General features: G+C 31.9%; 15 protein-coding genes and 3 tRNA genes. 10 read left to right on the top strand and 8 right to left on the bottom strand.

Features of this window, described 5'->3' with window-relative positions:
• The first annotated feature begins 74 nt into the window (after nt 1–74).
• The 3 genes from ftsZ to PG912_RS11490 all read left to right on the top strand — a co-directional run bounded on the left by ftsZ (nt 75) and on the right by PG912_RS11490 (nt 2,543).
• The gene (gene ftsZ / locus PG912_RS11500) at nt 75–1,943 is read left to right on the top strand and encodes a cell division protein FtsZ (RefSeq protein WP_275687640.1); all 1,869 of its coding nucleotides are present in this window, start codon (nt 75–77) and stop codon (nt 1,941–1,943) included.
• 71 nt (nt 1,944–2,014) lie between these two features.
• Nucleotides 2,015–2,461, top strand: a complete 447-nt coding sequence (locus tag PG912_RS11495) for a GatB/YqeY domain-containing protein (protein ID WP_275687639.1) — start codon at nt 2,015–2,017, stop codon at nt 2,459–2,461.
• An 8-nt stretch (nt 2,462–2,469) separates the two neighbouring features.
• Nucleotides 2,470–2,543 (top strand) — tRNA-Arg (locus PG912_RS11490).
• Between the two features lie 69 nt (nt 2,544–2,612).
• On the opposite strand, the gene PG912_RS11485 is transcribed toward PG912_RS11490, so the two are convergent.
• Nucleotides 2,613–3,245, bottom strand: a complete 633-nt coding sequence (locus PG912_RS11485) for a Crp/Fnr family transcriptional regulator (RefSeq protein WP_275687638.1) — start codon at nt 3,243–3,245, stop codon at nt 2,613–2,615.
• A 126-nt stretch (nt 3,246–3,371) separates the two neighbouring features.
• On the opposite strand from PG912_RS11485, the gene PG912_RS11480 reads away from it, so the two are divergent.
• A complete protein-coding gene (locus tag PG912_RS11480; RefSeq protein ID WP_275687637.1) occupies nt 3,372–3,791 on the top strand; it encodes a CBS domain-containing protein in 420 nt (139 codons plus the stop codon).
• Nucleotides 3,792–3,828: 37 nt separating this feature from the next.
• Here the strand turns inward: PG912_RS11480 and rpe are convergent, their stop codons facing one another.
• Both rpe and PG912_RS11470 read right to left on the bottom strand, forming a co-directional pair.
• Nucleotides 3,829–4,485 (bottom strand): ribulose-phosphate 3-epimerase, encoded by a 657-nt coding sequence (gene rpe, locus PG912_RS11475; RefSeq protein WP_275687636.1) that lies wholly within the window; start codon nt 4,483–4,485, stop codon nt 3,829–3,831.
• Nucleotides 4,486–4,897: 412 nt separating this feature from the next.
• Nucleotides 4,898–5,761, bottom strand: coding sequence for a sigma-70 family RNA polymerase sigma factor (locus PG912_RS11470; protein ID WP_028890199.1), 864 nt, complete (start codon nt 5,759–5,761; stop codon nt 4,898–4,900).
• Between the two features lie 222 nt (nt 5,762–5,983).
• On the opposite strand from PG912_RS11470, the gene PG912_RS11465 reads away from it, so the two are divergent.
• The 3 genes from PG912_RS11465 to PG912_RS11455 are packed head-to-tail and all read left to right on the top strand — an operon-like array spanning nt 5,984 to nt 7,606.
• Entirely contained in the window at nt 5,984–6,556 is a 573-nt protein-coding gene (locus tag PG912_RS11465; RefSeq protein ID WP_408648394.1) for an RNA polymerase sigma factor, read from the top strand.
• Nucleotides 6,557–6,561: 5 nt separating this feature from the next.
• The gene (locus PG912_RS11460) at nt 6,562–6,756 is read left to right on the top strand and encodes a hypothetical protein (RefSeq protein ID WP_275687634.1); all 195 of its coding nucleotides are present in this window, start codon (nt 6,562–6,564) and stop codon (nt 6,754–6,756) included.
• Between the two features lie 31 nt (nt 6,757–6,787).
• The gene (locus PG912_RS11455) at nt 6,788–7,606 is read left to right on the top strand and encodes a mechanosensitive ion channel family protein (RefSeq protein ID WP_260586920.1); all 819 of its coding nucleotides are present in this window, start codon (nt 6,788–6,790) and stop codon (nt 7,604–7,606) included.
• Nucleotides 7,607–7,920: 314 nt separating this feature from the next.
• On the opposite strand, the gene porT is transcribed toward PG912_RS11455, so the two are convergent.
• From porT to PG912_RS11430, 5 genes are all read right to left on the bottom strand, one after another.
• Nucleotides 7,921–8,622 (bottom strand): type IX secretion/gliding motility protein PorT/SprT, encoded by a 702-nt coding sequence (porT, locus tag PG912_RS11450; RefSeq protein ID WP_275687633.1) that lies wholly within the window; start codon nt 8,620–8,622, stop codon nt 7,921–7,923.
• Between the two features lies 1 nt (nt 8,623).
• Nucleotides 8,624–9,352: a bifunctional demethylmenaquinone methyltransferase/2-methoxy-6-polyprenyl-1,4-benzoquinol methylase UbiE gene (ubiE, locus tag PG912_RS11445; protein ID WP_275687632.1), complete on the bottom strand. Its 729-nt coding sequence runs from the start codon at nt 9,350–9,352 to the stop codon at nt 8,624–8,626.
• Nucleotides 9,353–9,364: 12 nt separating this feature from the next.
• Nucleotides 9,365–10,258 (bottom strand): NifU family protein, encoded by an 894-nt coding sequence (locus PG912_RS11440; RefSeq protein ID WP_275687631.1) that lies wholly within the window; start codon nt 10,256–10,258, stop codon nt 9,365–9,367.
• Nucleotides 10,259–10,362: 104 nt separating this feature from the next.
• Nucleotides 10,363–11,715: an OmpP1/FadL family transporter gene (locus tag PG912_RS11435; RefSeq protein WP_275687630.1), complete on the bottom strand. Its 1,353-nt coding sequence runs from the start codon at nt 11,713–11,715 to the stop codon at nt 10,363–10,365.
• A 33-nt stretch (nt 11,716–11,748) separates the two neighbouring features.
• The gene (locus PG912_RS11430; RefSeq protein WP_275687629.1) at nt 11,749–12,888 is read right to left on the bottom strand and encodes a hypothetical protein; all 1,140 of its coding nucleotides are present in this window, start codon (nt 12,886–12,888) and stop codon (nt 11,749–11,751) included.
• Between the two features lie 146 nt (nt 12,889–13,034).
• On the opposite strand from PG912_RS11430, the gene proS reads away from it, so the two are divergent.
• From proS to PG912_RS11415, 3 genes are all read left to right on the top strand, one after another.
• On the top strand, nt 13,035–14,513 hold the full coding sequence (gene proS, locus PG912_RS11425) for a proline--tRNA ligase (RefSeq protein WP_275687628.1): 1,479 nt from the start codon (nt 13,035–13,037) through the stop codon (nt 14,511–14,513).
• Between the two features lie 461 nt (nt 14,514–14,974).
• Nucleotides 14,975–15,046: transfer RNA gene (locus PG912_RS11420), tRNA-Glu, on the top strand.
• Nucleotides 15,047–15,169: 123 nt separating this feature from the next.
• Nucleotides 15,170–15,241 (top strand) — tRNA-Glu (locus PG912_RS11415).
• Nucleotides 15,242–15,262: the final 21 nt, after the last annotated feature.

Genomic DNA, 15,262 nt, shown 5'->3' with positions numbered 1-15,262 from the left:
AAATAAGTCACCCCTTTTTTGTCCCCTGAGAGAGGAGTGTAAAAGTGAATAAAAATTAAAAAAGAAAAGTTATTATGAGCACAGAATTCAATAACATTTCATTCGACATGCCAAAAACACAATCAAATGCTATTAAAGTGATTGGAGTTGGTGGGGGAGGAAGTAATGCAGTAGATCATATGTTTAGTAAGCAAATTCACGGAGTAGATTTCGTGATTTGTAACACAGATGCACAAGCGCTTGAAAGTAGCCCAATTCCTAATAAAATTCAATTAGGAGCCCATTTAACTTCTGGTTTAGGGGCAGGAGCAAATCCTGATGTTGGTGCACAAGCGGCTGCAGAAAGTATTCAAGAGATTCAACAAATGTTAAGCACGCATACTAAAATGGTATTTATTACCGCAGGTATGGGAGGTGGTACAGGTACTGGTGCAGCACCTATTATCGCTAAAATAGCAAAAGATATGGATATTTTAACGGTAGGTATCGTTACAATGCCATTTCAGTTTGAAGGAAGAATGCGTAGCAAGCAAGCTCAAAAAGGAATAGATGAGTTACGTAAAAACGTAGATTCACTTATTGTCATAAATAATAATAAGCTGCGAGAAGTTTATGGAAACTTAGGTTTTAAAGCTGGTTTCTCTAAAGCAGATGAAGTTTTAGCAACAGCAGCGAAAGGTATTGCAGAAGTAATAACGCATCATTATAAGCAAAATATTGATTTACACGATGCTAAAACAGTACTTTCTAATAGCGGAACTGCAATTATGGGATCTGCTAAAGAAACAGGAGATAATCGTGCTAAAAATGCTATTGTAAAAGCATTAGATTCTCCGTTGTTAAATGACAACAAAATTACGGGAGCTAAAAACGTATTGTTGTTAATCGTTTCAGGTGCTAACGAAGTTACTTTAGATGAAATAGGTGAGATTAATGACTACATTCAAGATGAAGCAGGTTATGATGCTAATATCATTATGGGAGTTGGAGAAGATGAGTCGTTAGAAGATGGTATTGTAGTAACAATAGTAGCAACAGGTTTTACTGCTGATCAGCAAGGAACAATCACAAATACAGAAGTGAAAAAAATTGTTCATACTTTAGAGGATGAACAAAAGGCAACTTATAATTTTGGTGAACAAAAAGTTCAGGTTGTGCCAGCGATTAACGAACCTCTTACAGTAAGTACGCCTGCAAAAGTTGTACATGTTTTAAAAGAAGAAGTTGTAGCACCTAAGTTTAATTTAATTCCAACAACTGAAGCAATAAGAAATATAAATGTAGTTTGTGATGAGATTGCGATTGAAACAATCTCTGAAGATGATTTTATAATAACAAATATTGCAACAGGAGGTAATGTTGAGAAAGAAGTAAGACAACAACCGGTTCAACAAGATTTATTGTTTGATTTACCAGTGAATTCTTATGAAGAAATAAAGCCAAAATCACCGATAGTAACCACAACAAATGAAATTAAAAACATTAACGTAGTTGCTGAAGAAGTGATGCCGAAAGGCCATCAAATAGAAAAACGTTATGTTTTAGATGATTTTAATGTGCAGCCGACTATTGGTAAAAGTTCTACACCGATTATAAAGGAAGAGGTTGAAGAAGAGTTGCAGTTTCAAGTAAGAACTAAAACTCAAGAAGAAATTAATAATATTGAAACAACAAGTGAAGAGGTTTCTCCATTAGAGATTACAATTTCTGAATTAAGAAAAAGAACGCAAGAAAGACGTGAAAAAATGAAGGGCTTTAATCATAAATTTAACGATCAGGTAAATCGTAACATTGATGATATAGAGCGTCAGCCAGCGTATAAACGAATGGGAGTTGATATAAATGCAGGAGCAGATATTAGTAGGTCAGATACTGCCTTAAATGCTGATAATAATGGATTGTCACGTTCAAATAATTCTTTTTTACATGACAATGTAGATTAATAAAATAAGAATATACTTTTTTAAAATTCCCGCCTTGCCGGGAATTTTTTAATCATAAAAAAACAAGAAAGATGAGTTTACAAAAACAAGTGATGGATAAGATGAAAGAAGCAATGAAATCGAAAGATACAGTTGCTTTAACAGCACTTAGAGCATTAAAATCGGCTTTTATGTTGGCAAATACTGAAACAGGATCAGGTGAAATTTCTGAAGCAGATGAATTGAAAATTATTCAGAAACAAGTAAAACAACGTAAAGATAGTGCTGTAGTTTTTTCTGAACAAGGTAGGGCAGATTTGGCAGACCCTGAATTGGCAGAAGCAGCCGTTTTAGAACAGTTTTTACCTGAAGCTTTATCAGAAGATGAAATTGAAAAAGTGGTAAAGGAAACTATTGTTAAAGTTGGAGCAGAAGGAATGAAAGATATGGGAAAAGTGATGGGGATGGTTTCAAAACAATTAGCAGGAAAAGCTGATGGTAAAACCATTTCAATGATTGTTAAAAAAAACTTAGCTTAATATATTAAGGCTGCGTAGTTCAACTGGATAGAATATCAGATTTCGGCTCTGAGGGTTGGGGGTTCGAATCCCTTCGCGGTCACAAAAAAACGATGCTTTTAAAGCATCGTTTTTTTGTTTTAAGAAAGGTTTTGTATAAATTTGAATACAATTATAGTTCTAATATTTTTATTTGATTTCTGCTCAATTTTATTTTTGATTTCTTTTCTAAAGCTTTTAGTAATCTAGAAATAACAACTCTAGAGGTGTGCAAATCATTGGCTATTTGTAAATGCGTAACATTTAAAACATCGTTTCCAATAACCATAGCTTTATCTTTTAAATATTTATACAAGCGTTCATCCATATTTAAAAAGGCAATAGAATCTACTGCTTCGATGAATTCGTTAAGTCTAGAATGATAGCTTAATAAAATATATTCTTGCCAACTTTTATACTTACTTAACCATTCCGACATTTTATTTTTCGGAATCATAAATAAAGCAACATCAGTTTCAGCAACAGCTTTTATCTTACTTTTAGTGTTGCCCATACAACAAGACAATGTCATGGCGCAAGTGTCTCCTTTTTCGATATAATACAACACTAATTCGTCACCATCTTTATCTTCTCTTAAAATTTTAATTGCGCCACTAATTATTAAGGGGATAGCAACCATATAACTATCAACATCAATAATAATAGCGTCTTCTTTAAATTCTTTATAAGTGGCTATTGAGGCTATTTCATCAAGTAGTTCAGCTTCAAATAAATATCCGTAATGGTCTTGTAATTTTTGTATCAATTTAATAAGCGTTTTCAATTGATAATTTACAAAAAAAATAATGATAAGAGTGTGATTTTAATCAGATTTTTGATTGTTTTTATTCCTGAAATTTGTTGTAGTAATTAACTATAAATTGAAAGTAAGATGAAAAAAAGAACGCCAGTATCAGCTATTATGAGTAAAAACGTAATTACATTAAGTAGTTCAGACGATTTAATGTTTGCTGAAAAGTTATTTAAAAAAGAAAAAATAAGACACATTCCTGTAGTAAGTGGTTCTGAAATAAAAGGAATGTTAAGCTATACTGATTTGTTAAGAATAAGTTTTGCTGATGCAGTAGATATTGATGAAATTAATGTAGATACTGTTGTTTATAATATGTTTACCATAGATCAGGTAATGGCTAAAAATTTAGTAACCGTTACTTCTTTATCAACCATAAAAGAAGTTGCTGAAATTTTAGCAAAAAAAGAATTTCATGCATTACCAGTGGTTGATAATAACGAGTTGGTTGGTATTGTTACCACAACAGATTTGATTAACTATTTAATAGCTCAATTCTAAAAAAAAGGAGGAAAATTTTTAAGTTTTCCTCCTTTTTTTAATTGATTAATTCTTTTAAGTTTTTAATCGCTTCTGTAGGGTTGTCACTTTTAAAAACATAACTACCAGCTACTAAAACATCAGCCCCTGCTTCGATAAGTTGATTTGCGTTTTTATTGGTAACTCCACCGTCAATTTCTATTTGACAATCAGATTTTGAAAACTCAATAAGGTGTTTAAGTTGACTTATTTTCTTGTAGGTATTTTCAATAAATGATTGTCCGCCAAAACCAGGATTTACACTCATAATACATACCAAATCTAAATCTTGAATAATATCTTCTAAAACAGCAATTGGTGTATGAGGGTTTAAAGCTATTCCTGGTTTCATTCCTGCTGCTTTTATAGCCTGAACTGTTCTGTGTACGTGCGTACAAGCTTCGTAGTGTACTGTTAAAATATCTGCTCCTAAATTTGCAAAGGTTTCAATGTATTGGTCTGGATTTACAATCATTAAATGTACATCGATTGTTTTTTTAGCGTGTTTTGTAATCGCTTTTAAAACTGGCATTCCGAAAGATATATTTGGTACAAATACACCATCCATAATATCAATATGAAACCAATCGGCATCACTATTGTTTACCATTTCGATGTCTCTTTGTAGGTTAGCAAAATCTGCTGCTAACACTGAAGGTGCAATTAAATTACTCATTAGTTTGTTGTTGTGTTGTTATTTTATGCAAAGATACTTAATTCGACTTTGCAAGAAACTATGGTAAAGTAATAAAATTTATAAATATGTTTAGCCCTGATTGAACGGTTTGTGTGAGCTCTTTTTTGAAGGATGAGAAAAAAGCGAGTAGTGAAAGCAGGAAAAGGCTTCAGATAAAAAAACTCCCGAAAATTAATTCGAGAGTTTTGTAATTTTATTTAAAAATCTTTTTTCGTTAAAAAACCGAATCCATCAAACTAAACTTATTTTAGTTTTGCATTCTTATTTACCGTAGTTCTTAGTTTTATGCGATGCTGAAATAAATTCAGCATGACGTTTAAGCCTAAAAAAAACTTTGTTTAAAATTTAAACAGATTTTTATAAGTGAGATACCAGAAGAGGTTTATGATCCCTAGCCTAAGTAAGTCATTAATATTTTACTACGAGATGTATGCTTTAATCTACGGATTGCTTTTTCTTTAATCTGACGCACACGCTCACGAGTTAAATCGAACGTTTCTCCAATTTCTTCTAAAGTCATTGGTTGGTGTTCACCTAAACCGAAGTAAAGTTTAACAACATCTGCTTCACGAGGAGTTAATGTTTCTAAGGCACGGTTAATTTCAATGCGTAAAGATTCGTGTAATAATGTTTTGTCTGGATTTGGAGATTCTCCTGAATTTAATACATCATATAGGTTAGAATCTTCACCTTCAATTAAAGGAGCATCCATTGATACGTGACGACCAGAGTTTTTCATAGACTCTTTTACGTCGTTCACTGTCATGTCTAACTTTTTAGCAATTTCTTCCGGACTTGGAGGTCTTTCGTTTTCTTGCTCTAAGAAAGCATACATTTTGTTAATTTTATTGATAGAACCAATCTTGTTTAACGGTAAACGTACAATACGAGATTGTTCTGCTAATGCTTGTAATATAGATTGACGAATCCACCATACAGCGTATGAGATAAATTTAAAACCACGAGTTTCATCAAAACGTTTTGCCGCTTTAATTAAACCTAAATTACCTTCGTTAATTAAATCGGGTAATGTTAATCCTTGGTTTTGGTATTGCTTTGCTACCGAAACAACGAAACGTAAGTTGGCCTTCGTTAATTTTTCTAAGGCTCTTTGGTCACCAGCTTTAATTCTTTGTGCCAATTCAACTTCTTCATCAGCAGTAATTAAATCTACCTTTCCTATTTCTTGTAAATATTTATCTAATGATGCGGTTTCTCTATTAGTAACCTGCTTGGTAATCTTTAGTTGTCTCATCTAATTAAGTAATATTTTTAATTCATCAATCGGTCTACATTAACTTATACGTAAGAAAGGTTGTTTATGTTACAAAAAAAATAAATCTTTTTTATTTAAATTCTATAATTGTTAAAGAAACGTTAAATTTGTTTCCTGTAAAAGAAGAAAAAGTGACCTTTTTTATATAAAGGTGTCTTAATTAATTGCAAGCCAAAACTATAACATAAGAACTATAATTAGTTGTTGAAAAGTACTGAGGATACAAAACTAAGTGATGAAGCGCTGGTTAGTAAAATAGTAGAAAAAAATGATACTCATTTATTCGCTGTTTTATATGACCGTTACGCTAGTATTGTATATAATAAGTGTTATGGTTTTTCTAAAAACAAAGAAGAAGCACAAGATTTAACACATGATGTGTTTATTCGCTTATTTGTAAAGCTGAGAACTTTTAAAGGAAAGTCTAAGTTTTCGACCTGGTTGTATTCTTTTACCTATAATTTCTGCGTAAATTATGTGCAAAGAAATAAAGAGAAGAAAAAAGAAAAAGTAACCGTTGTAACTGATACGATTAAAGAAGAAAGTAATGAAGATGAAATTGATGATGCTGCATTATTTGAATTAAAAGCCGATAAATTAGCAAAAGCTTTAGAAGTAATTGCTGTTTCTGAAAAAATGATTCTTTTAATGAAATATCAAGATGATATGAGCATTAAAGAAATATCAGAAGCATTAGAAATAGGGGATAGCGCAGTAAAAATGCGTTTAAAAAGAGCAAAAGAAAAAGTTATAAAAGCATATAACGCACTGTAATAATTATGGAGAATCCATTTAAGAAAATATTACATAATGAAGAGTTGCCAGAGGTACTAAAAGGAAAAGTACTAAATGATGTGGCAATGATAAAGCTATCGATAGATATGGCTGATTTATTTGTGGTGAAATACCCAAGTACAATCGCTGATTTATTAGGAGGCGGTGCGTCTAAAAAAGATTCTAAAGATACCGAATAACCAAATATAAAACTAACACAACACAATAGTTATGATTGCATTACAAATTGATATTTTAAAACCTTTTAAAGATATTTTTCAAGATATTGTTGATTCGTTACCAACTGCCCTTGGGTTTATTGGGTTTGTGGTTTTCGCTTGGCTAATTATTAAGTTTTTCTTATTTATAGTAAGAAAAGCTTTAAGTAAAACGAAGATTGACGAATGGTCTAAAAAATTAAGTAAAACAGAAATTTTTGGAAATTCGACTATTAATATTGTTTTAACAAATGCAATACTGGCAGTATTAAAATGGTTTTTAATACTAACGTTTGTAATGGCTGGTTCGAATATATTCGGATTAGAAGTTGTTTCTGACGGGATAAAAAGTTTCTTTGCTTATTTACCTAAATTATTAACTGCCTTAGGAATTTTTGTTGCTGGTGCTTATTTAGGAACCATGGTTAAAAAAGCGGTTCAAACAATGTTTAAATCTCTCGAAATTTCAGGAGGAAACTTAGTAGGAAATATTGCTTTTTATTTAATCGTAGTCTTTTTATCAATAACAGCATTAGATCAAGCAGGAGTAGATACATCAGTAATAAAAAGTAATTTAACTCTTTTAATAGGTTCTGTTCTTTTAGCATTTACATTGGCATTTGGTTTAGGAGCTAAAGAAGTTGTTGCAAGACTACTTTATGGGTATTATTCAAGAAAAAACGTTAGTATAGGAAAAAAAGTTATCATAGGTGATGTTGAGGGAGTTGTCATTGCAATAGATAATATCTGTTTAACGGTTGCAACAGCTGATGAAAAGGTAGTTTTTCCTATTAAAGACGTGGTAGACAGTAAAATAGTTGTTAAAAACTAATAGATTTCGGGTTTTTATTTTATATTTGTGAAGAATGAATAAAAATAACAATAAATGATAGATTTCGGGGGACTTCTATCTTATAGGTAAAGATTTATTTCTTTACTGCTATGACCATCGAAAGATGGTCATTTTTATTTTAAATAATTAGTGACTTATATAAACTATTAGTGTCTATAATAAAGAAGATAGATTCGGGGGGATCTATTTATCAGTTATTTTAAATGGCTTTCGGAAACGGAAGCCATTTTTGTTTTTAAAAGTGAAGCAAAAAGTAAGGCATAAAAAAAGCTACTGTAACAGTAGCTTTTTTATTATTCGAAAGATAAGTGAAGAAATACACCTCTTGTTCCTAAAAAGTCAATAGGATCTGTCCATTGACTTAAAGGTTTGTTATCGTTTATAGCTTCGTTGTTAATTGCGAAGATTCCTCTAATAGATGGTGAGAACTTAAAGTAACTAAGATAAAAGTCTACACCAATACCAAGCTCATACATAAAGTTGCTAGAGCTAGTTCTAAACTGTCCTGCAAAATTATCATTGCTATTATCTTCATTGCTAGAAAAATTATAATCGTAAGATACACCCCCTAATACATAAGGTCTTAGATTATTGATTCTATTAGTACTTAATTTAAATATTAAAGGTAAATGTAAATAGGTTGCACCTACCTCTCTTGTTTTTACATTTTCTGCTCCTGCAATATGCTTAAATCGTAACGTTTTGGTGTTTGAAATTAAACCTGGCTCAAAACGTAAATTAACATTGTTGTGTAATTTTAAATCTGCAATTAGCCCAACATTAAATCCAATAGATGACGAAACTTCTATTTCGGCGTTGCTAAATGTACTCGGTTTATACGCTACTTTGTAGCCATTATTATTTAGTCCTAAATAAAACCCGTAATGAAATATTGGTTTATCAAAACTAGGTAAGTTTAAAATTTTTTCCCTTTGCGCCTGAAAGGTGATTGTGAAAAATCCAAAAAATCCGAAAAGCAACAGTTTTTTTAACATATTATTTTAAAGCGATATAAATTGATGCAACTCCAAAAGTTACAGGTAAATTCTCTGCACTCTTAAACCCATTTTTTTGTAAAATATTGTTAAAGGCTTCTCCAAACGGAAAAGAATTAGCACTTTCTGATAAATAAGAATAAGCGACCTTGTCTTTTGAGAATATTTTACCAATGATTGGTAAAATATAATTGGTGTAAAATTTATAACCTTGTTTAAAAGGAAATTTAGTAGGGTTAGAAGTTTCTAAGACTACAAATTTACCTCCAGGTTTTAAAACACGTAATATTTCAGTTAATCCTTTGTCAAGGTTTTCAAAATTACGAACCCCAAAAGAAACCGTAATAGCATCAAAAGTATTGTCTTCAAAAGGCATGTTTTCACTATCTCCAACAATCATTTCAATTTTATCACTTAAGTTAGCCTTTGCTATTTTTTGCTTACCAACTTCTAGCATTCCTGCAGAAATATCTAAACCAGTAATTTTTTTAGGATTTAATTTTGCCATCATTAAAGCCAAATCACCTGTTCCGGTAGCAATGTCTAAAATTTGTTGTGGGTTATTCTTACCAACTAATTTTACTACTTTTTTTCGCCAACTAACATCAATTCCTAATGAGATAACGCGGTTTAATCCGTCATAATCTTCAGAAATATTATCGAACATTTTGGCTACTTGTTCTTTTTTTCCTAATTCAGAATCCTTGTAGGGCTTGATTGTTTTTGACATGTAATTTTAAAATTATCCGTTAATAGCAACTACTTCGTTAATCTGATTTGGTAGCATATCCTTTAGCATGGTTTCGATACCGTTTTTTAAAGTTACAGTTGATGATGGGCATCCGCTACATGCACCTTGTAAAATTACGCTAACTCTTTTTGTTTCTTTATCGTAAGATTGAAAGGCAATGTTTCCTCCATCTGAAGCTACAGCAGGTTTTATGTATTCGTCTAAAATATCAACTATTTTAGCTTCAGTTTCTGTTAAATCTTCCTTCGGAATTTCAACATTTTGCTTTGTTTGTTGTTTCGGAAGTTCTTGTATAATTGTTTTTCCGTCTTGAATGTAGGTTCTAATAAATGAACGAATTTCTTGATGAACTTCATTCCATTCTATCATATCGTATTTTGTAATAGATACGTAGTTTTCAGAAATAAAGATTTCTTTTACAAATGAGAAACCGAATAATTCTTTTGCTAAAGGTGAAGATTTACTAGCCTCTTCAATGTTTTTAAATTCAACATCAGTTTGTGTAAGTGCTTTGTTTGAACCGAATTTCATTACTGCCGGATTCGGAGTAACTTCAGCATATACTTCAACAGCATCTTTCTTCGTTGTTTCTTCTTGTACAAGGGTATTACCTTCTTGTAAATAGTTTTCTATTTGTTCGAGAACTTCTTCTTCAACATCTTCCCACTGAACAATATCAAAACGCTGAATAGCGATGAAATTTGCAGTAATTAGTATTTTCTTTACAAAAGGAAGGTAAAAAAGTTGTTGCGCTAAAGGTGAGTTTTTAGCGTCGTCTATATTGTTAAACTCGTAACTACCACCGTTTACTAAAATTGTGTTACTTACAAATTTAAGAATGGTTTCGTTATTGGTTTCTTGTAATGTTATTTTTAGTGTACTCATAGGTCGTGAAAATGAAGTGCAAAATTACGGTAAAAAACTGAGAAATGTGTATATAAAAAATCCTGCAAAAGCAGGATTTTTTATGTATTTTGTTACTAGTAGAATTATAAGCTAAAAGTAAGGGTTGCAGAAATTCTAGAAGTATTGTTATTTATGTTTAAATCATCAGTATTGTAAATACGATAAAACTGTTTGTTTTCATAGTTACTGTATGCTAAATCAAATTTCATATTTCCAAAATTGTAACCTAAACCAGCAGAGTATCCTTTAATGTTATCTTTATTAGTGTTGCCTCCTAAAAGTAAGTTGGGATCTTTTTCATAATGATAACCACCACGAACACTCATTTTGTCGAAGCGCCACTCTGTACCAATATTTAAGGCTTGTGTATTTCGATAGTCATTTGCAAAGTTTGTGTTTTCTTGATTAAAATCACCATCGCTAAATTTTGTGTTTTTATAATCTTTGTAAGTGTAATCTACACTAATTAAACCTTGCTTACCTAACACATAAGCACCACTTGCTGTAATTCTGCTAGGAGATTTAAATTTATAAGCATAAGCTTCTGAGCCAATAACATTAATATATTCGTTAATACTTAAATCCTGAATTTCATTCATTATTAATTCATCATAGTAATCTTCAATAACTTCTTGATACCAAGTTGGTGTTTCATAAGCCAAACCTACTCGTATGTTTTGATTGAACTTGTAAATAAAACCTAAGCCAAGTGAAAATCCGTTTCCTTGAATATAAGTTTCGGTATAACTTTCTACGTCTAAAATGTTTCCGTCAACATCATCATTAACTTCATTAAAATAACCTTCTCTGTAAAATTCTATATCATGAAAATTTAAAGAAGCTCCTACAAATAATTTGTTTTGATGTACGGCAGAGAACCCCATATTAAAAACACTTGATTGTCCTTTAGTTTTGCTAGAAACATATTGATCTATACTGGCATCAAATTGAGTTCTTGTAACTTTGTTATCGGCAAGATGCTCATTATGAATTAAGCGATTGCTATTTCCTTCAGCGGAATAAAAACCGTTAAAATCTTTTTTAATTCTGTAATTAAAACTCAAAGCAAAACGGTTCCAATCAGAATCATATGCCGTATCAAAAGAAAGAATACCTCCTGCTTGGCTAATGTCGAAGTAATTATCTTGTGAATTTGTTGTGTTTCCGTAATACATAGAAGAGTATTCAGTGTTTCGGTTACTTAAAGTCGCAGAAAATACACTTTTTTTGTTAACAGCTGCACCAGCAGGATTAATCCCGAAGGCAGAAATATCGCCTCCTAAAGCACCAAACGCTCCACTCATACTTTCATATCTGGCTGTTCCGTAATTGTCGTCTTTAGAGAATAAAATTCCTAAATCATTATAATTTAGTGATTGAGAAAAGGCTGTATGCGTACTAGCGATAAATATCGCAAGTGTTAAAATTTTTTTCATTTTTTCTTTAATTAAGTTGAAAATCTATTTGACTTAACGTCTGCTGCTTCTAGAAGATCTAGCATTACTGCGTGAGCTTCTTGAAGAAGAAGGTGTTGAATAACTTTTTGATTTTCTAGTACTGCTTTTATTCGAAGAGTAACTTTTATTGCTTTTAGAGGGTTTATTATCTCTGCTACTATAGCTAGAAGAACTTCTTCTTGTAGATTTTCTTGATTTACTACTCCCTCTTGATGGTTCGTAGTTTCTTGAAGTGCTACTACGAGTACTTCGATTACCTCTCGTATTTTTTACAGATCTATTTCCGTTAGAGTTGTATCCTCTTGTGTATCTACTATTTGAGTCTCTTGTAGTTCTAATGCCTCTAGTAGAGCGCGTACTGTTTCTTGTATTGGTGCTTTTTCTATAGGTTTTTGAAGATCTTCTTGATGAAGAATATTTTCGGTTATTAGTAGTAGTTCCTCTTCTGTAATTAGTTCCGTTTCTTCTAGAAGTTGAAGCTGTTCTGTATTTTCGATAAGAGTTTGCTCCTCTATAAGGTCGGTAATAACGATTGTTGTAATAGTTGTTACGATAGTAACGAGGATAAGCATTATAAAAACCACCAAAACCTATGTGAAATCCATTATTGTAATAATGTCCGTAATTATATGGATGCCAATAGTTGTTGTATCCCCAGTGATAATTATTGTAACGAGAACGCCACCATGGTCTGTTGTAATTGTATCCATAATAAGAATCCCACTCATTGTAATAGCCCCATCGAGGTGAGGTATTTATATTAATAACAACATCACTATTATTGCTATTGTATCCCCAAGGTTCATTGTAATTTGTATTGTTTTCAGGGTAGTCGTCATAAACAACGTCGTCCTCTTCAGTATTATAATCATCATCATTTGATGCATAATTTTCAATATCTGTAAAGATGTCTGTACCATTTAAACTCCCTAAACGTTCAACTTCTTTTATAAAGTAGTTTTCTTCATATTCTTGATGTTTATCTTCATCAACTATTATAACTCTACGTTGAGGCTGTTCTTGGTCATCAGCATAAATACCATCATCACTACCAGCAACGGTTTGCATTGTTCCGCAAGAAACAAATGTTGCTACCATAAATAATGATAGAATATAAAAAGGTAGCTTGATGTTAGTGTAATGTGTTTTCATCGCTTAAATTTTTGGGTTATAAAAACTAATTCCAAAATTGAAATGCAAAATACTATTTCTTTGTTGGGCTTGTAGCCTTTTTAATGTAGTTTTGCAGAGACAATTTACGCATAAAAAATAACAATATTTATGCCAAACTTTTGATTATGGGCAAACACTTAACAAAAAGAGACGAAGATTACTCGAAATGGTATAACGAATTGGTGGTAAAAGCCGATTTAGCTGAGAACTCAGCAGTAAGAGGGTGTATGGTAATTAAGCCCTACGGATTTGCTATTTGGGAAAAAATGCAAGCAGAATTAGATAGGATGTTTAAGGAAACAGGACATGAAAACGCCTATTTTCCACTTTTTGTACCAAAGAGTTTATTTGAAGCTGAAGAAAAAAATGCAGAAGGTTTTGCGAAAGAATGTGCTGTTGTAACACATTATCGTTTGCAAGGTGATCCTGATAAACCAGGGAAATTAAGAGTAGATCCTGAAGCTAAGTTAGAAGAAGAGTTAGTGGTTCGTCCTACTTCTGAAGCAATTATATGGAATACCTATAAAGGTTGGATACAGTCATACCGCGATTTGCCTTTATTAATAAATCAATGGGCAAACGTTGTGCGTTGGGAAATGCGTACACGTTTATTTTTACGTACAGCTGAATTTTTATGGCAAGAAGGGCATACCGCGCATGCAACAAAAGCAGAAGCTATTTCTGAAGCAAAACAAATGCAAGAAGTGTATGCAACATTTGCTGAAGACTTTATGGCGATGCCGGTTGTAAAAGGAGCTAAATCTGAAAGTGAGCGTTTTGCAGGTGCTGATGATACCTTAACTATTGAAGCATTAATGCAAGATGGAAAAGCTTTACAGGCAGGAACATCTCACTTTTTAGGTCAGAATTTTGCAAAAGCTTTTGATGTTAAATACACCTCTAAAGAAGGGAAGAAAGAACATGTTTGGGCAACTTCTTGGGGAGTTTCAACGCGTTTGATCGGTGGATTAATTATGACGCATTCTGATGATGCAGGGTTGGTATTGCCTCCGAAATTAGCGCCAGTTCAAGTTGTTATTGTTCCTATATATAAAGGAGAAGAGCAATTGAATGCTATTACCGAAAAAGTAGATGTAATCGTTAAAGAGTTGCGTAAAAAAGGGGTTTCTGTTAAGTTTGACAATAGAGATACTTATAGACCAGGAGCAAAATTTGCAGAATACGAATTAAAAGGTGTTCCGGTAAGAATTGCAATGGGTAACCGCGATTTAGAAAACGGTACCGTTGAGGTTGCACGTCGTGATACTTTCGAGAAACAAACGATTGCTATTGATGAAGTGGTGAATGTTGTTGCTAATCTATTAGAAGAGATTCAAGAAAGCTTATTTAAAAAAGCTTTAGATTATAGAGCAGCTCATACTACTGAAGTTACCACTTTTGATGAGTTTAAAGATGTAATAGAGAATAAAGGAGGTTTCGTGTCTGCTCACTGGGACGGAACGACTGAGACAGAAGATAAGATTCAGGAATTAACAAAAGCAACCATTAGGTGTATTCCTAATGACGCTAAGGAGGAAGTAGGGAAGTGTATATTTACAGGGAATCCATCCTCTAAGAGAGTTCTTTTTGCGAAAGCATATTAATATAAATAAATAACCCTGCTCTTGCAGGGTTATTTATTTATTTATTTATAAAAGGTAAGAAAAGCAGTATGTTATTCTCGGTGGTTTTAATAATAGTTTATTACTTATAGCGTAACTCTGAATAATATATTCGCTATTAATTTTAAATTAGAAAGTTTGTATTAAACAAGATTTTTAAGATTAAATGAAGTGCTTTTATATTTTGATGTTTTTTAATAATAGATTTTTACGGTAAAAACAGCATCAATGAATATTGTTTTTATTGTAAATTTACCTTTTGTTTGCTATGATTGTTTTGTTTCTGATGAAATTTAATCCGAAATATATGAGGGTTAATTTTCATGTTTAGAGGATGCTATGAAACATGTGAAATAAAAAATAAATAAAAAAACAAAAAAGCTTTGTGCAAATAAAAAACTGTTGTTATATTTGCACCCGCAATCAGAAAAACTGATTGTTCTGGTCCGTTCGTCTAGGGGTTAGGACGCATGGTTTTCATCCATGTAACACGGGTTCGATTCCCGTACGGACTACAAGTTTTAATTAGTGTTTTTAAAGAGTTTAAATGTTTTAATAAACTACTAATTAAAAAATAAAATTATTGCAAATATCAAAAAGTATTGTATATTTGCACCCGCAATCAGAATGATTGTTTTGGTCCGTTCGTCTAGGGGTTAGGACGCATGGTTTTCATCCATGTAACACGGGTTCGATTCCCGTACGGACTACAAAGTTTTTTATAAACAATT

This window comes from Tenacibaculum retecalamus (assembly GCF_027941755.1).
GTDB lineage: Bacteria > Bacteroidota > Bacteroidia > Flavobacteriales > Flavobacteriaceae > Polaribacter > Polaribacter haliotis_B.
This window is presented reverse-complemented; position numbering and strand designations above follow the sequence as displayed.